The organism is Synechococcus sp. PROS-U-1, from assembly GCF_014279755.1.
Classification (GTDB): Bacteria; Cyanobacteriota; Cyanobacteriia; order PCC-6307; family Cyanobiaceae; genus Parasynechococcus.
On record NZ_CP047951.1, the window covers coordinates 672,436 to 687,467 of the forward strand.

At 60.6% G+C, this 15,032-nt stretch carries 17 protein-coding genes and 1 tRNA gene; 5 read left to right on the forward strand and 13 right to left on the reverse strand.

What is annotated here, in order from left to right; translation table 11 throughout:
• Positions 1 to 6 precede the first annotated feature (6 nt).
• Positions 7 to 696, forward strand: coding sequence for an N-acetylmannosamine-6-phosphate 2-epimerase (locus tag SynPROSU1_RS03505; protein ID WP_186571526.1), 690 nt, complete (start codon positions 7 to 9; stop codon positions 694 to 696).
• On the opposite strand, the gene groL is transcribed toward SynPROSU1_RS03505, so the two are convergent.
• A complete protein-coding gene (groL, locus tag SynPROSU1_RS03510; RefSeq protein WP_186571527.1) occupies positions 697 to 2,394 on the reverse strand; it encodes a chaperonin GroEL in 1,698 nt (565 codons plus the stop codon). It lies immediately after the preceding gene.
• Between the two features lie 130 nt (positions 2,395 to 2,524).
• Here groL and SynPROSU1_RS03515 point away from each other — a divergent pair, with 130 nt between their 5' ends.
• On the forward strand, positions 2,525 to 2,701 hold the full coding sequence (locus SynPROSU1_RS03515; RefSeq protein WP_186571528.1) for a hypothetical protein: 177 nt from the start codon (positions 2,525 to 2,527) through the stop codon (positions 2,699 to 2,701).
• 9 nt (positions 2,702 to 2,710) lie between these two features.
• Here the strand turns inward: SynPROSU1_RS03515 and fabG are convergent, their stop codons facing one another.
• Genes fabG through SynPROSU1_RS03530 form a run of 3 tightly spaced genes read right to left on the reverse strand, consistent with a single transcriptional unit; the run spans position 2,711 to position 5,410 of the window.
• Positions 2,711 to 3,463 (reverse strand): 3-oxoacyl-[acyl-carrier-protein] reductase, encoded by a 753-nt coding sequence (gene fabG, locus SynPROSU1_RS03520; RefSeq protein WP_186571529.1) that lies wholly within the window; start codon positions 3,461 to 3,463, stop codon positions 2,711 to 2,713.
• A 47-nt stretch (positions 3,464 to 3,510) separates the two neighbouring features.
• Positions 3,511 to 4,566 carry a TrkA family potassium uptake protein gene (locus tag SynPROSU1_RS03525; protein WP_186571530.1) on the reverse strand — a complete coding sequence of 352 codons (1,056 nt, stop codon included), beginning with the start codon at positions 4,564 to 4,566 and terminating at the stop codon, positions 3,511 to 3,513.
• A gap of 10 nt (positions 4,567 to 4,576) precedes the next feature.
• On the reverse strand, positions 4,577 to 5,410 hold the full coding sequence (locus SynPROSU1_RS03530; RefSeq protein ID WP_186571531.1) for a glycosyltransferase family 9 protein: 834 nt from the start codon (positions 5,408 to 5,410) through the stop codon (positions 4,577 to 4,579).
• A 72-nt stretch (positions 5,411 to 5,482) separates the two neighbouring features.
• Between SynPROSU1_RS03530 and ispD the strand changes: the two genes are divergently transcribed.
• Positions 5,483 to 6,163 (forward strand): 2-C-methyl-D-erythritol 4-phosphate cytidylyltransferase, encoded by a 681-nt coding sequence (gene ispD / locus SynPROSU1_RS03535; protein ID WP_186572209.1) that lies wholly within the window; start codon positions 5,483 to 5,485, stop codon positions 6,161 to 6,163.
• Here ispD and SynPROSU1_RS03540 read toward each other — a convergent pair.
• The gene (locus tag SynPROSU1_RS03540) at positions 6,147 to 7,043 is read right to left on the reverse strand and encodes an LD-carboxypeptidase (RefSeq protein ID WP_186571532.1); all 897 of its coding nucleotides are present in this window, start codon (positions 7,041 to 7,043) and stop codon (positions 6,147 to 6,149) included. The two genes, ispD and SynPROSU1_RS03540, sit on opposite strands and share 17 nt — an antisense overlap.
• Positions 7,031 to 7,924: a 4-hydroxybenzoate polyprenyltransferase gene (locus SynPROSU1_RS03545; protein WP_255444764.1), complete on the reverse strand. Its 894-nt coding sequence runs from the start codon at positions 7,922 to 7,924 to the stop codon at positions 7,031 to 7,033. Before SynPROSU1_RS03545 ends, SynPROSU1_RS03540 begins: the two co-directional genes overlap by 13 nt.
• A 36-nt stretch (positions 7,925 to 7,960) precedes the next feature.
• Here SynPROSU1_RS03545 and SynPROSU1_RS03550 point away from each other — a divergent pair, with 36 nt between their 5' ends.
• On the forward strand, positions 7,961 to 9,649 hold the full coding sequence (locus SynPROSU1_RS03550; protein ID WP_370586244.1) for a Ppx/GppA phosphatase family protein: 1,689 nt from the start codon (positions 7,961 to 7,963) through the stop codon (positions 9,647 to 9,649).
• On the opposite strand, the gene SynPROSU1_RS03555 is transcribed toward SynPROSU1_RS03550, so the two are convergent.
• From SynPROSU1_RS03555 to petC, 6 genes are all read right to left on the reverse strand, one after another.
• Positions 9,633 to 10,412 (reverse strand): RodZ family helix-turn-helix domain-containing protein, encoded by a 780-nt coding sequence (locus SynPROSU1_RS03555; RefSeq protein ID WP_186571534.1) that lies wholly within the window; start codon positions 10,410 to 10,412, stop codon positions 9,633 to 9,635. The two genes, SynPROSU1_RS03550 and SynPROSU1_RS03555, sit on opposite strands and share 17 nt — an antisense overlap.
• 99 nt (positions 10,413 to 10,511) lie before the next feature.
• Positions 10,512 to 10,583, reverse strand: a tRNA-Val gene (locus SynPROSU1_RS03560).
• A 25-nt stretch (positions 10,584 to 10,608) separates the two neighbouring features.
• The gene (cobM, locus tag SynPROSU1_RS03565) at positions 10,609 to 11,370 is read right to left on the reverse strand and encodes a precorrin-4 C(11)-methyltransferase (RefSeq protein WP_186571535.1); all 762 of its coding nucleotides are present in this window, start codon (positions 11,368 to 11,370) and stop codon (positions 10,609 to 10,611) included.
• Positions 11,367 to 12,245 carry a prolipoprotein diacylglyceryl transferase gene (lgt, locus tag SynPROSU1_RS03570; protein WP_255444765.1) on the reverse strand — a complete coding sequence of 293 codons (879 nt, stop codon included), beginning with the start codon at positions 12,243 to 12,245 and terminating at the stop codon, positions 11,367 to 11,369. Before lgt ends, cobM begins: the two co-directional genes overlap by 4 nt.
• A gap of 5 nt (positions 12,246 to 12,250) precedes the next feature.
• Entirely contained in the window at positions 12,251 to 13,183 is a 933-nt protein-coding gene (gene petA / locus SynPROSU1_RS03575; protein ID WP_186571536.1) for a cytochrome f, read from the reverse strand.
• 38 nt (positions 13,184 to 13,221) lie between these two features.
• Positions 13,222 to 13,758 carry a cytochrome b6-f complex iron-sulfur subunit gene (petC, locus tag SynPROSU1_RS03580; RefSeq protein ID WP_186571537.1) on the reverse strand — a complete coding sequence of 179 codons (537 nt, stop codon included), beginning with the start codon at positions 13,756 to 13,758 and terminating at the stop codon, positions 13,222 to 13,224.
• 47 nt (positions 13,759 to 13,805) lie between these two features.
• Here petC and SynPROSU1_RS03585 point away from each other — a divergent pair, with 47 nt between their 5' ends.
• Positions 13,806 to 14,222: a DUF3067 family protein gene (locus SynPROSU1_RS03585; RefSeq protein ID WP_186571538.1), complete on the forward strand. Its 417-nt coding sequence runs from the start codon at positions 13,806 to 13,808 to the stop codon at positions 14,220 to 14,222.
• Here the strand turns inward: SynPROSU1_RS03585 and tatC are convergent.
• Complete coding sequence (gene tatC / locus SynPROSU1_RS03590) at positions 14,203 to 14,907, reverse strand: twin-arginine translocase subunit TatC (protein ID WP_186572212.1); 705 nt, start codon at positions 14,905 to 14,907, stop codon at positions 14,203 to 14,205. The genes SynPROSU1_RS03585 and tatC overlap by 20 nt on opposite strands.
• Positions 14,908 to 15,032 lie beyond the last annotated feature (125 nt).

The window sequence follows — 15,032 nt, forward strand, 5'->3', positions numbered from 1 at the left end:
AACGCCATGATTCCGAACCCTGAATCCCTAGATCAGGGGCTGATCGTTTCGGTGCAGGCACCTCAAGGCTCGCCGATGCGCCATCCCGATGTGATCGCCGCCATGGCTGACGCCGCTCTGCGAAATGGAGCGGTCGGCGTGCGCTTGGAAAGCCCTGAACACATTGGTGCAGTGCGTCGTCGCTGCCCGCAAGCATTGATCATTGGCTTGTGGAAGTGCACGTTTCCAGACAGCTCGGTGTACATCACCCCGGGATGGAAAGAGATCCAGGCCGTTTGGTCTGCAGGTGCCGATGTGATCGCGATCGATGCGACAGCTCGTCATCGTCCTGCTGGGCAGGACCTGGCAGCGTTGGTGCAGCGCACGCGCGATGAGCTGCGTGCTCCCCTTATGGCTGATGTGGATTCTCTTGAGAACGGGCTGCGTGCAGCCCAATTGGGCTGTGAGTGGGTGGGAACCACGCTCTACGGCTACACGGACGAAACCGCCCAGCAGCGCCCTCCTGCGTTCGCTCTTCTTCCCCAACTTCGCGCTGAACTTCCCCGCTCGGTTCGATTGATCTGTGAGGGAGGAATTGCGTCACCAGCTGAGGCACGATCGGCATTGCAGGCCGGTGCAGACACTGTGGTGGTCGGGACGGCGATCACAGGAGTGGATCTCCAGGTGATCGCCTATTGCCAGGGAATGATCAGCTGATCACATCATTCCGGGCATGCCCATGCCGCCCATACCACCCATTCCGGGCATGCCCATTCCACCCATGCCGCCCATTCCACCCATTCCACCCATGGGATCACCGTCCCCGGCGGGAGCAGGCGCTGGTGGTTCCGGCTTGTCAGCGATGACGACTTCGGTCGTGATCAGGAGAGAGGCAATCGAAATCGAATCCTGCACAGCCAGGCGCACCACCTTCGCGGCATCAACGATGCCTGCAGCCATCAGATCTTCATAAGCACCACTGAGGGCGTTGAATCCCTGGCCGCTGCTGCGCATGTTCGCGATCACAACATCACCGTTCTTCCCGGCATTGGTCGCGATCTGATGAACCGGTGCGGTCAGCGCCCGCTGCACAATTTCAACACCGGTGCGTTGGTCGCCGTTCAGGGATGCTGCCAGCGTGTCCAGGCTGTCGGCGAGTTGAAGCAAAGTGCTGCCGCCTCCAGCAACAATGCCCTCCTCGACGGCCGCACGGGTTGCATTCAGGGCATCTTCGATCCGCAGTTTGCGGTTTTTGAGTTCCGTTTCCGTCGGGGCTCCGACCTTAATTACGGCAACACCACCGGCCAGCTTGGCGATTCGCTCGCTGAGCTTCTCGCGGTCGTAATCGGATTCGGTGGCCTCCAGCTCACGTCGGATTGCACCGACCCGCTCGCTCACGGCCTGGCGATGGTCGTCGGTGGCGACGATCGTGGTGCTCTCTTTGCTGATGGTGACGCGGCGCGCTTTGCCGAGATCCTCAAGGGTCACCTTGTCGAGGGTCATCGCCTTGTCTTCGCTGATCAGCGTTCCGCCGGTGAGGATGGCGATATCGGCGAGGGCTGCCTTGCGGCGTTCCCCGAAGGAGGGTGCCCGGACAGCAGCCACCTGCAGAACCCCACGGCTCTTGTTCATTACCAGGGTGGCGAGAGCTTCGCCTTCCACTTCCTCAGAAAGGATGAGTAGGGGTGATCCACTTTTCTGAACGGTTTCCAGCACGGGAACCAGATCCGTGATTGTGCTGATTTTGCGATCCGTCAGCAGGATCAGCGGGTTTTCAAATTCACAGACCTGACGATCGGCATCGGTGACGAAGTAAGGGGAGCTGTAGCCCCGGTCGAAGGCCATTCCTTCGGTGATTTCAAGCTCCGTCGCCAGGGATTTCGATTCCTCAACCGTGATCACCCCATCGGTGCTCACCTTGTCCATCGCCTCCGCAATCATCTGACCGACTTCGTCGTCACCCCCGGAGCTCACCGTGGCCACCTGACGAATGGCATCGCCGGCGACGGCCTGACTCCGCTCGTTCAGTCCCGCAACAATCTGTGCCGCGGCTTTCTCCATGCCTCGGCGGAGTTCCACGGGGCTCGCGCCAGCAGCTGTGTTGCGGAGACCTTCCCGCACCATGGCCTGAGCCAGAACGGTTGCCGTCGTAGTGCCGTCACCGGCCTTGTCCTTGGTCTTTGAAGACACCTGCTGCATCAGCTTGGCGCCCAGGTTTTCGAACGGGTCGTCCAGTTCGATTTCGCGCGCGATCGAATCGCCGTCATTGACGATGTCAGGCGCGCCGAATTTTTTTTCGAGCACAACGTTGCGACCGCGGGGGCCGATCGTGACGCGCACTGCATCGGCAAGTGCATCAACACCGCGCTCAAGGGCGCTGCGTGATTCGTCAGAGAAAGAAAGGAGCTTGGCCATAGTCGCGGGGACGCCGTTGGTCACTGTCCCACAGCGATGTGGCCCTCGTGGAGAGGCCTTGTGGTGGGGAAAGCCGAATGGTTGGATCTCCCTGGGTGCCGCCCTTAAACGAACTGATTAGGGTCCGGTCATGGCTGAGTCAGGAGCGCTGTTTTTTGTTCTGATGGCGGTCCTGGCCGGTTCCATGGCCTTGGTTTACGTGCCCCTTCGCATTTTCCTGACAGCGACCGCACGCAGCCGCCGCCTTCGCCTGCTCCAGCGCATCCGCCGCTTGCGGGATGAGTTGGCCCAACCCCTTGATTCCTAATGCCCTGATTCAGGCCATCACCATGCCGCCATCCACCTGCAACACCTGGCCTGTGATGTAGGCGGCGGCTGGGTCGGCTGCAAGGAAGCGAACGGTGCCGGCCACCTGCTCCTGGGTGCCAAAGGTCCCCAGGGGGATGTCCTTGAGGATGGCCTCAGCATCGAGGTCCTTGGTCATGTCGGTGGCAATGAAACCTGGGGCTACCGCATTCACGGTGATGCCACGGCTGGCGAGCTCCTTAGCGGTGCTGCGGGTGAGACCGATGACACCGGCTTTGGCCGCGGCGTAGTTGGCCTGGCCAGCGTTGCCCATCAGCCCCACAACGGAAGTGATGTTGATGATCCGGCCACTTTTTTGCTTCAGCATCGGGCGAGCTACCGCTCGCGTGCATAGGAACACACCACTGAGATTGAGGTCGATGACCGCTTGCCAATCGTCGGTTTTCATCCGCATCAGCAGTCCGTCCCGGGTGATGCCGGCGTTGTTCACCAACACATCCAAACGGCCGCTTCGCTCCAGCACCTCTTTGATCAGGCCATCCACCTCGGCTTCGATGGAGACATTGGCCTGCAGGGCATAGGCCTGGCCCCCTGCTGCCGTGATCGTGGCGACCACGTCGTCTGCTGCAGTGGCGGAATTGGAGTAGTTCACAACAACTTCTGCACCCGCTTCGCCAAGAGCTAGGGCGATGGCACGGCCAATGCCGCGACCTCCTCCCGTCACCAGGGCGGTCTGACCGGCAAGAGAAGCGCTGGGAGACATGGAGGCACCTTTGATCGCAGGATCGTACGGAGCCGCCGTCGTCAACCTCAACCCGGCATCGTTTGAATCGTGTCGACAGCTTCACCCAGCAAGGCCTGAAAGGTAGCGAGTTGGGTCTTGCTTCCCAGAACGATGAGGAGTTGCCCCGGTGCCATCTGGGTGTCGCCACCTGGATTGGCGATCAACTTCCCCTTCTCCCGAATCGCTAGCACCATGGCTCCACTGCGACGGCCCAGCTCTAGTTCAGACAGGCTGCGCCCACGGATCTCCATCAGGTGGAGAGGGTCGTGACTCAGCTGGAATTCCTCGATCTCATAATCGGAGCCAGCCAGTAGTTCCATGAAGTTGAGGGCCAGGGGCCGCAGAGCCGAAGCTGCCATCACGCGACCCCCGGCCACATAGGGGCTGACCACCACAGTGGCTCCGGCCAGACGCAGCTTCGAAGCCGCTTCATCGCTGTTGGCGCGGGCAATCAAGCGGCAATCCGGCCGTAGATCCTTGGCGCTGAGGATCACATACAGATTGGAGGCATCGCTTGGCAGGGCTGCAACAAGGCTGCAGCAGCGTTCGAGTCCTGCATCCAGCAATGTTTCGTCCAAGGTTGCATCCGCCTGGAGAACCCGAATTCCCTTCATTTCAGCGACAGCCCGTCGGTTGAGATCCGTTTCGATCACCACAAGCGAGACACCATCACTCTGGAGCTGGGCCGCGATTTCCTGCCCGATCCGGCCGTAGCCGCAAAGAATGACGTGGTCGTGCAGGTTCTCCAGCATCCGATGAAAGCGGAATTCACGCAGTCTGAGGAAATATCCCGAGTCCTTCAGCCCGAGAACGCGTTGTATGGCCAGTTGAACAACCACCAATCCACCGACCACGATCAGCACGGTGACCAGTCGACCCTGGGGTGACAGGGTTTCCACCTCGCCGTAGCCGATGGTGCTGATCGTGATCAGCACCATCCAGAGGCAATCGCCCCAGTCCCAGCCCTCCGTGATCCGATAGCCCAGGGAACCGGCGAAGATCACGGCACTAAGAGCACTGATGGGGCCCCGCCATGGCGCGGTGATCAGCTTGAGGTGTCCTCTGGCTCGGCGGCGTCTCATAGGACGTCCGTCAGAAACCGAGGGCCGTCAGAACGTCACTGCCCTGCAGCGTGGCGAGTTCTTCAGGGCGGCCGAGGCAGCGGATTTCGGCACGCTCGGGAAGGTCGGTTGCCTCGGCGCCGAGGGCAACCAGGGGGATGCCGCAATAGGTCGCCAGGCGTTGCGAAACCGGGCAGCTGCTGAGCACGACATCGGCACAGGCAATCAGTGCTGCACGCTTGGCCAGGCTGAGTTCAGTCCGAAGCACCATGCTGCGCAGCGACGCCAGGCGGCCTTTGATGGTGTCAGGAAGCCTGTGCCATTCGGATGCAGGCCAATCACCATCCTGGCCTGTTGGGGACAGCAGCAGCAAGGGGCCGTCACCGCGGGGCAATGCTTCTCGGGCTTCATCGAGAGCCCCTGTTGCGAGGGGCAGTCGGAACTGATCGGCCACCAGTTCAAAACCCAGGGCTTGGACAAAAGGGCCAAGACGCTGCGCCGTCCAGCCTTGGCCGACGTTGACCTGGTCGGTGCAGGCAAACCCATCCGCTCCAAGCCGTTTGGGGATATGGCTCATCGACAACATCAGGTTGACCTGCTGACCTTCAGCAAAGTTGATGCACACCTGAAAGTCAGGTTCCCGAACACATCCGAGCAGGTTGGCCCAGTCCGCAAGGGTGGGCTTGGCCTCAAAGCTGAACGGCAACAGCTTCTCCATGCAAGGCAATAGCTTCCAAGGGGCTGCCTGTTTGGGATCACAGGCCACCTGCAATGTGGCGTTGAGCTGCTGACAAATCTCGGCCAGTGCCGGTAGACGGTCCAGCTGGTCTTCAAGCGAACCCGGGCTTAGGGCAAGAACTCGCATGCAGCGCCGCCATCCATGGTGCGAGCTGATTGTATGGAGGTTGTTTACGCCTGCCCGGGGCAGGAGTCGCTTGTGCATCTGTTGATTGCAGCCGCAGGAAGCGGTCGGCGCATGGGTGCGGATCGGAACAAGCTGCTTCTGCCATTGGCCGGACGCCCTGTCATTGCCTGGACACTTGAAGCGGCCTTGCTGGCTGAAAGGATTGAGTGGATCGGGATCGTCGGACAAGAGGTTGATCGCGAGGCCATCCTGGCTGTGCTGGAGGCACCCAGCAAGCCGGTGCAGTGGATTCAAGGTGGCAGCACGCGGCAGGAATCGGTCCTCTGTGGTCTGGCGGGGCTGCCGGAGCAGGCCCGTCATGTCCTGATTCATGACGGAGCCCGGTGTTTGGCTGAACCGGATTTGTTTGACCGTTGTGCTGCAGCCGTTGAGGCCGGCACGGCCCTGATTGCTGCAACACCGGTCAGCGACACGATCAAGCGTGTGGGATCCGATGGGTTCATTCGAGACACGCCTGACCGATCGGAGCTCTGGGCGGCGCAGACACCGCAGGGCTTTGCCGTGGATCAGCTGCGTCGCGGCCACACTGAGGCAATTGCCCAGGGCTGGTCGGTGACCGACGACGCGTCGTTATACGAGCGTCTTGGTTGGCCTGTGCAGGTCTTGGATGCTGGACCCGCCAACATCAAGGTCACAACGCCGTTTGACCTGACTGTGGCGGAAGCGGTGCTCGCCCTCAGGGCAGCAAGCTGAGCCGGCCTGTCTGGCCGTCGAGGCGTGCCATCGCTCCCATGGGAAGGGCCGCGTTGCCTGATCGGTGCCCAACGGGCAGCTCCATCACCCTGGGAATGCCGAGGTCGGCAGTGCGCTCTTCAAGAACCTGCTCGAGGTTGAAGCTTTCCGTGGCGTCTCTCGGTTCATCTCCGCACCCCTCGAACTTGCCAAAGCCAAGACCCGCCAAACCCTGCAAGCAGCCATTCAGCCTCCATTGGGTGAGCATCCGATCAATCCGGTAGGGCGCTTCCCCGACATCCTCCAGAACGAGAACGGCTCCCTCGAGAGGGGGGACGAAGCGGCTCCCCAGCAGGTGGGTGGCCACGGTCAGATTCGCGACGAGAAGAGGACCTGTCCCCACCCCTCCGCCACCACCACGGCCTTGTAGTTCGGGGACGATCTGACCAAAGAGCAGGTTGCGTAATCGGTCATGACTCCAGTCCGGCTCCTCTGCAAGCGTTGTCAGCAGAGGGCCATGGATGCCACCCGCGAAACCCGCTGCCTGGCGGGCCCAGAGCAGAGCTGTCACGTCTGAGAAGCCCAGCAGCCAGCCGCTCTGCCAGCGGATGGGCTGCTCCAGCAGCCGAGCAGCACCCCATCCACCGCGGGCACAGGCGAGCAGCGCTGCGGGTTCGGCAGGATGCAGATCGGCATGCCGCGCTTCATCGCGCCCTGCGAAGTAGCCCCAGCGTCGGGTGGCCAAGGCCTGGGGTTGAACATCGAGGCCCCAGCCCTGCAGAACCGCAATGCCCCGCTGCAGCTTGATGTCGTCCTGCAGTGCTGAACTGGCGGCCACGCAAGCCACACGGTCTCCTGCGCGAAGCGGCGGAGCTGGGGTGATGCCCGTCACGCTCCCCATCCTCTAGCCAGAACAAGTCCGAGCCAAAGCAACGTTCCCGCCTGGACCTGCCGTGAAAAGTGCCGCCCGAATGTGGCCATGGAGGCGTCCTGTTTGTTCAGGGGGTTGCAACTGATCTGCATGAAGATCCCAGCGAGCAACCAAAAGGGCCAGAACGGCGCAGGGATATGAGCAGACCACGCCGCAAAGGCAAGAGCCAGCGTTGTTACCAAATAGCAGCTCCGAACCACAGGAACGACAAGGGATCCAAGGCTCAGTGCGCTGCTGCGCAGGCCCAGTGATGCATCGTCACGACGGTCAGCCATGGCGTAAACCGTGTCGAAGCCGAAGGTCCAGACCACGGTTGCGAGCCAACTGCACACAAGGGCCGGGCTCCAGTTCAATGCTGCCGTTGCAGCGGCCCAGGGGATGAGCACCGCGAAGCCCCAGCACAGCGCAAGGATGGCCTGGGGGAAGGCGAACCAACGCTTTGCCGATGGATAGCCAAGGATCGGCAGCACGGCCAGGCAGGCCAAGGCGAGACAGAGCCTGAGGCTGGCGGCCGGAAGACTGAGCACGACAGCCAGGCTGAGGATGAGCAAGATCAGCAATAAAGCGATCGCTGGGCCTCGTTGAAGTGCGCCCCTGGCGAGAGGTCGGCCTTTCGTGCGTTCCACTTGGCCGTCGAATCGCTGGTCCCACAGGTCATTGGCGATGCAGCCCGCACCGCTCACGGCAAGGCCCCCCAGGAGGATTTGCAGGATCAGCACAACACCGGGCGGGGCCGTTGGATTCAGCCAGAGAGCCCAGCCTGCTGGGATCAGCAGGATCAGCCGTCCAGTGGGTTTGTTCCAGCGAAGCAGTTCGATCCAGGGCTGAAGTCGTGCAGAGCTGCTGATCACAATCAACGGGATTTGAAGAACCCTAGTCAGGGTCTGATGGTCCCGGCTGTCAGTGGCAGAGTGGTTTTCCTTCCCGCGCTGACGTTGATGCTGGATGCCGAGGCCCCAGCCAAGCCAACGGAACAGAACAACGGCTTGCCCCAGGCGGCGAATGCTGAACAGCGTCGAATCGCAGCCATTGATATCGGGACCAATTCCTTTCATCTTCTGGTGGCGGCGGTTGATCCGACGCTGCGCACCTTCCGCATCATTCAGGCGGAAAAGGTCACCACGCGTTTGGGGGAGCGTGATCCCGTGACCGGTGAACTGACTGCGGCGGCGATGCAACGGGGGTATGAAACCCTTCGCCAGTTCAGGGATCTTTCCGCTAGCCATCAGGTTGAGCAGATTGTTACGGCGGCGACGAGTGCCGTCCGTGAAGCGCCCAATGGTCGCGATTTTCTCCAAACCGTCCTCGATGATCTCGACATGGAGGTGGATCTGGTCAGTGGCCCTGAAGAGGCCCGTCTGATCTATCTGGGTGTGCTCTCAGGCATGCCGTTTGGAGATCGTCCCCATCTTCTGCTCGACATTGGAGGAGGCTCCACTGAACTGATCCTTGCGGATGGTCGCGATGCCCGCGCCCTGACCAGTACCCGTGTCGGGGCTGTGCGTCTCCAGCGGGACTTCGTCAAGGACGATCCGATGCCTCCCAAACGTCGAGCGTTTCTGCAGGCCTTCATTCAGGGATCGCTCGAACCCGCGGTCGACAAAGTGCGTCGCAGGATCAAACCCGGTGAACGACCTGTGTTGGTGGCCACCAGCGGTACAGCGATGGCGATTGGTTCTCTTGCGGCAAGTGAAGAGGAGCGGCCACCGCGCAAGCTGCATGGGTACCGGCTCACCAGGGAGCGCCTGGACCGGGTGGTTGATCGCCTGATCACGATGACTCCGGCTCAGCGGCGGGAGTTGGCTCCCATCAATGATCGTCGGGCCGAAATCATTGTTCCCGGTGCGCTGATCCTCCAAACCACCATGAAGATGCTTGGTGTTGAGGACTTGGTCCTCAGTGAGAGGGCTCTCAGGGAGGGCCTCATCGTCGATTGGATGCTTCGTCACGGTCTTCTGGAGGATCGTTTCAGCTTTCAGAGCAGCATTCGACAACGCACCGTGATTCACCAGGTGCAGCGGTTCGCGGTCAACCAGAGCAGGGCTGAACGGGTCGCGAACCATGCCCTCAGCTTGTTCGATGCCACGGGTGGGGTGATGCATGACGACAGTGGCGAAGGTCGCGAACTGCTTTGGGCTGCAGCAATGCTTCATTCATGTGGCCAGCACATCAACATCAGCGCGTACCACAAGCACTCCTGGTACCTGATTCGTCATGGAGAGCTGCTGGGTTATTCGGAGGCGGAGCATCTGATGGTGGCAGCCATTGCCCGTTATCACCGCCGGAGCTTGCCCAAGAAGCGCCATGAGTCATGGCAGGTCTTGGCGACCCGAGAGAACCGTCGATGCGTTCATCAGATGGCAATTTTGCTGCGCTTGGCTGCTGCTCTTGATCGCAGGCCTGAGCCGGTGATCTCTGCACTTCGCATTCACGCTGTGAAAGGAGCCCTGCATCTAGAGCTCGTTCCCGATCGGGTGAACCAGAACGTCAGCCTTGAACAGTGGAGTTTGGAGAGCTGCGCTGAGGTGGTTCGGGAGGCTGTCGGCGTGCAGCTGCGCGTCAGCGTTCAGGGTTGAGTCGGATCCAGCGGATTTCGTCCACGGTTCCAAGTGTTCTCATCCCATCGTCCGGTGATGTCAGTTGCACCAGATCAGGCCGGCCCGCGTAAATCTCAACCAGCTCTGGGTCTTCAATCCTGCGTTCACCGTTCAGAAGCCCTTCAAATTCCACAACTCCCTCACGCCGCAAGGCGATCCAGCTGGGTTCGCTGCTGCTGATCGTGAACACCGTCTTCTCTGGTGGCGGTACTGGAACGACGCTTCCTTCGATATCAACATCGTTTTCCTCTACAGGCGGCGAAGTCGGCGCGCTGTTCACAAGATTTTGACGCGCAGGTCTTAACCGTTGGGCGAAGCGCGACAGTTCGGAGGCGTTGCTCCATACAACCAATCCAAGCCCTGCCACCCCGGCGAGGGCGAGAAGAGGGAGCGGATTGAGTGTTGCCTGTTTCTGAGGGGAGATCCCCCGTGATGTTGGCCCGGGGGTCGATCGTGCGGGCTTGCCAGTGGTGAGGGGGCCGAGGGCTTGCACCATGGCGTCAGCATCCAATCCCAGATGGGAGCTGAGCCGACGCACCATGGCCTTGATGAACACGGGTTCAGGTAGTGCTTCTTGATCTCCCCGTTCCAGTGCGGCGAGTTGCTCAACTCCCATGTGCATTTGGGTGGCCAGCTGATCCTGGGTCAGGCCGGCTGCAGCCCTGGCCTCAGCCAACTGTTGCCCTGCTTGGACCAGGCTCGCGTCTTTGCCTTGGACTTCAGCAAGACTGCGCTCGTCCATGAATGAGTAAGTCGACCTAGTTCATCGAAGAACTTAATCCCAATCCACAGTTCAGTCAGCTTTTAGGGAACCCTGAGGGTTAAAGCGCATCAAAAACCATGGGCGATACTGGATTCGAACCAGTGACCCCTTCCGTGTGAAGGAAGTGCGCTACCACTGTGCTAATCGCCCGCACAGAACGATCCTAAACCACCGCCTAGTGGGCTTTCGGACGGAACAAGTGGTCGTGGTCAGGGGAGTAGAGGCGTGAGCGCTGAGGGCCACCGGCCAGAGCCGGACTCACCACGTAAAGCGTCGTTCGAATGAGATTGCGTTCCCGACTGACCTCAGCCATGTCCTTCAGAGGAACCACCGTGAGCATTTCATCGGGCCAGCTCACTCGATGTCCGATGGCCACGGGAGTATCGGCTGGGTAGTGCTCCAGAAGACTGGCTTGAACATCCTCAACATGTCTTGCACTGAGGTAGATGCAAAGGCTGGCGCGTAGTGCTGCCAACCTGCCGAGCTGTTCACGTTCCGGCACGCCTGTGCGTCCTCCGGCGCGACTGAGAACGATGGTTTGCACCACTCCTGGAAGCGTGAGTTCGCTGGCGAGTCCTGCGGCTGCAGCCTGGTAAGCACTGATCCCAGGCACCACCTCCACCGGGATCCCAGCATCACTTAAGCCACAGATTTGTTCATTGATGGCGCTGTAAAGCGCTGTATCTCCGTCATGGAGCCGCACCACGCGTTTGCCCTGGCGGTGCTGATCGATCAGCAGAGGGATGAGGTCTTCGAGTGTTGTTGTGCTGGTGCGGATCCGTTCGCAATCGGCTGGAGCCAGATCGGTAATCGCTGGACACACCAAGGAATCTGTCCAGACCAGGACGTCAGCCTTCTTGAGACGTTCAGCTGCACGAAGTGTGAGCAGGTCTGGTGCTCCTGGACCTGCGCCGACAAAACTGACAACTTGACTCAAATGCGTTGGCCTGATGGATCAGGCAGGGATCGCTTTCGTCCATATAGCCAATACAGCCCGATCATGCCGAGAGCAACCAGTGTGCAACTCATCAGTTGGGCAATGCGGATGCCTCCTTCGCAGGCTGGGGGAAGCGAGCCGATGCAGAGGGGATCGATGCGAAGGCCTTCAATCCAGACGCGCCCCAGGCTGTAACCGACCAAGTACACGCAGCTCATGGCGCCCGCTGGGAGGAGCCCGGGGGTCTTCAGACCGCGACGGAAGAGCAGCAGCAGAACTGCGAAGAGCAGCAGGTTCCACACCGATTCATAGAGAAATGTCGGGTGGAAAAATTCCGAACTGCTGTAGAGGACCGGGCGGCTTTGCATCGGAATGAACAGCTTCCAGGGCAGATCCGTTGGTACTCCAAACGCCTCTGAGTTGAAGAAGTTCCCCCAGCGCCCGATCGCTTGTCCCAAGGCCACGGATGGAACCAGGACGTCCAGCACATCCCAGAAGGGTTGACGGCGCCAGCGGCAGAACAGGATCAACGTGAGTGTTCCTGCCAGCAAAGCACCGTGGATGGCGATTCCCCCCTCCCAGATGGCCAGGGCCTTGAGCGGGTTGCCGGCATAGTTGTGCCACTCGAACGCCACGTAGTAGAGGCGTGCTCCGATCACGGAAAACAACACGAGCACGGGCAGCAGGTCGCTGATCAGGCCGTTCTCAAGATGCCTCAGTTTGGCCAGGCGACTGGAGAGGTTCAGCCCGATGAGAACTGCCGAGGCGATGAGCAGCCCGTACCAACGCAGGGGAAGGAACCAGTTTTCGGTATTTGGCAAAAATTCCCCTGGCGACTGGAAGGTCGCCAGGGGAAACAGGGCTTCAAAAGCCATAGCGATCAGACGCCCTCAGCTGCCTGAACTTTTTCGATCTGCCTCTTCTTCAGAACCAACATGATCTGAGCCAGAGCAACCGCTGCGAAGAAGGCGAGCAGTCCGTAGATCCGAACGGGGTTCTGGAGGACAATTTCAGCGTCAACCTGGCCGAAGCCACCCACGTTGGGGTCGCTGGTCAGGGCTGCACCGGCTTCGATGCTGTCACCAACACTGACCAGAACTTCGGGCCCGACCGGAATGGTTTCGCTCACGCTGTCGCCATCAGCAGTGGTGATGCTGACCACGCTGGCGCCGTTGTCACCGGGCTCGATGGAGTCGATGGTGCCGCTTGCTGGTGCCGTGAACACGGTGTTGTTGCTCTTTTCACCGGTGGGATACACCTGGCCGCGACCGCGGTTGCCACCAACGTGGATCTGGTACTTACCGAAGTGGATGTTGCTGTCGGTGGCGGGATCAGGAGAGAGAACAGGGAAGACAACTTCCTGGTGCTGGTCGCCAGGAATAGGGCCAACCAGAAGGATGTTCGGCTGGTCGTCGCTGTACTGAGTGAAGTAGACCCCTTCCGTTTCCTCCTTGATCTCATCGGTCCAGCGGTCCTGAGGGGCGAGGGTGAAGCCATCGGGGAGCATCACAACTGCACCGACCTGGAGGCCTACGTCGCTGCCGTCGGCTCCGATTTCCTGAAGACCCTGCTCATAGGGAATCTTGACGCTGGCGGTGAAGACGCTGTCAGGCAGAACCGATTGGGGAACTTCGGCCTGGGTCAGCTTTTTGGCCAGGTGGCAGTTGGCACAAACAATCTTGCCGGTGGCTTCCCGGGGGCTTTCATAGTTCTGTTGGGCCCAGAAGGGATAAGCCCAGCTGGCAGCGGGGGCAATCAGGAGAGCCAGTCCGATGACCAGCGATCCAAGGAAAAGTGAGAGGTGACGACGCATGGGACGGTGAGGGGAAGCAGGCGTAGGGGAGGGAAAGATCAGGCCCACCAGGGCTTGTCACCAGTTCGGAAGTCGGTCTCAGTCCACTGGCTCATAAACACGTTGTCGTTCTCAACGCTGACGTTGGCCAGGGCCAAGGAGAGAGGTGCAGGGCCGCGGACCACCTTCCCGGTGGCGTCGTACTGACTGCCATGGCAAGGACACATGAATTTGTTGGCACCGCTGTTCCAGGGAACGACACAGCCCAGGTGGGTGCAGATGGCATTGATGCCGTAGCTGCCGATGGCGTCTTCACCTTCAACAATCAGATATGTCGGATCTCCTTTGAGTCCCTGCACCAAGCTGCGATCACCTTCGGGGTGGCTGGAGAGCCATCCACTGGCTGTGATCGCATTGCCAAGCTCATCCTTGGCGCTGGTGCCACCACCGCTACCGGCGGCTTTGGGGGGGATGAAGTAGTTCGCCACCGGATAAAGGGCTCCAAGGGCCACACCGGTCACGGAGCCAAACGTCAGCAGATTCATGAACTGCCGACGACCCATTCCGGGCACATCGCTCGAGGAGAGTTGGGTCATGGCGGACGTTCATCCAGCTTGGATTGCCGACCATTATGGATGCTTAAGTGCCTGTCAAGCTTTGCAACGACTGGTGTCTTCCTGTCCCTGCCGCATCAGCTTCTGTGCTTGAAATCGCCAACGCCGTTCCCCAGCCGCCAATCAGCGTCGATGAGGTGATTGGCTGTCTACGCCAGCGCTGGCGGGCTACTTACGACCTTCAACTGGTGGTTCGACGCCGCCGTTTGTACCTCCAGGTGATGTGGGCCTATCTGGAGCAACAGTCGTTTCACATGGACCTCGAGGCCTATCGGCAGCATCTCGGCGAAGTGCTGGATGTTGTGAATCGTCTTGGTTTGGCAGGTGAGGTGCGGGATTGGCTCGCTTCCACCCGTGACAAACCGCGTCTGGGGAAGGCGCTGAGTCTTCCGCTGCAGGCGTCAGGACCAGAGGCGGAAACGCTGATCAAGGAGTTTCTGGTCTGAGCGATTCGGTCAGAGCCACTAGGCCAACTCCGATCAGAAACAGCGCCGTGATGGCTCCAGCGAGTAGCAACATCGTGATGGGATCTGTGGACGGCGTCAGCACGGCTCCAGCAAGGGCGGATCCCAGCACAACCCAGCGCCAGGCACCAAGCATCGGCCGCCAGCGCACCAGCCTCAGGGCACCCAGGAGCAGCTGCAGCACCGGCAGCTGAAAGGCCAGCCCGGTCGCCAGCATCAGCAGAAGAACAAAGTCCAAGTAGCGCTCGATCGACCAAAGCGGCTCAACCACATCCGCGCCATAGCTCACTAAAAAACGCAGTGCGGCCGGCACGAGGGCCCACCAGGCGAAAGCCAAGCCCGCCATGAATAGAACAGCTGACCCAGCAACGGCGGGGGCGATCAGGCGCCGTTCGCGGACTGTCAGGCCTGGCAGAACGAAAGCCAGGATTTGGAACAGCACATAGGGAAGGGCCAAGGTGAGTCCGGCATAACCGGCCACCTTGAGCGAGACGAACAGAAACTCGCCTGGAGCGAGCTGGAGGAAATGAATGCCGCTGGCTGGCGCCTCGAGCAGTCGCACCAGCGGCTTGACGCCCACGAGGCAGGCCAGCGCACCGATCACTACGGCCAACAGGCTGCGCAAGACGCGTTGACGCAGTTCTTCCAGGTGGTCCACCAGGGGCATCTCCACCTCATTCGGCAGATCAGCATCACCAGGAGCCCTCCCAATGCGAATGGGTGGTGGTGGCTGCAAGGCTGGGGGACCGTCGGGGCGCTCAGACACGGACGCGGGTCGGGCGGCGCAACAGG

Bases quoted from the DNA above. Each gene is read 5' to 3' on its own strand.
- SynPROSU1_RS03555 (WP_186571534.1), bottom strand. From the start codon at position 10,412: ATGGACGAGCGCAGTCTTGCTGAAGTCCAAGGCAAAGACGCGAGCCTG.
- SynPROSU1_RS03515 (WP_186571528.1), top strand. From the start codon at position 2,525: ATGGCTGAGTCAGGAGCGCTGTTTTTTGTTCTGATGGCGGTCCTGGCC.
- SynPROSU1_RS03550 (WP_370586244.1), top strand. From the start codon at position 7,961: ATGGTCCCGGCTGTCAGTGGCAGAGTGGTTTTCCTTCCCGCGCTGACG.
- SynPROSU1_RS03525 (WP_186571530.1), bottom strand. From the start codon at position 4,566: ATGAGACGCCGCCGAGCCAGAGGACACCTCAAGCTGATCACCGCGCCA.
- SynPROSU1_RS03505 (WP_186571526.1), top strand. From the start codon at position 7: ATGATTCCGAACCCTGAATCCCTAGATCAGGGGCTGATCGTTTCGGTG.
- SynPROSU1_RS03540 (WP_186571532.1), bottom strand. From the start codon at position 7,043: ATGGGGAGCGTGACGGGCATCACCCCAGCTCCGCCGCTTCGCGCAGGA.
- petA (WP_186571536.1), bottom strand. From the start codon at position 13,183: ATGCGTCGTCACCTCTCACTTTTCCTTGGATCGCTGGTCATCGGACTG.
- lgt (WP_255444765.1), bottom strand. From the start codon at position 12,245: ATGGCTTTTGAAGCCCTGTTTCCCCTGGCGACCTTCCAGTCGCCAGGG.
- petC (WP_186571537.1), bottom strand. From the start codon at position 13,758: ATGACCCAACTCTCCTCGAGCGATGTGCCCGGAATGGGTCGTCGGCAG.
- groL (WP_186571527.1), bottom strand. From the start codon at position 2,394: ATGGCCAAGCTCCTTTCTTTCTCTGACGAATCACGCAGCGCCCTTGAG.
- fabG (WP_186571529.1), bottom strand. From the start codon at position 3,463: ATGTCTCCCAGCGCTTCTCTTGCCGGTCAGACCGCCCTGGTGACGGGA.
- tatC (WP_186572212.1), bottom strand. From the start codon at position 14,907: ATGCCCCTGGTGGACCACCTGGAAGAACTGCGTCAACGCGTCTTGCGC.
- SynPROSU1_RS03530 (WP_186571531.1), bottom strand. From the start codon at position 5,410: ATGCGAGTTCTTGCCCTAAGCCCGGGTTCGCTTGAAGACCAGCTGGAC.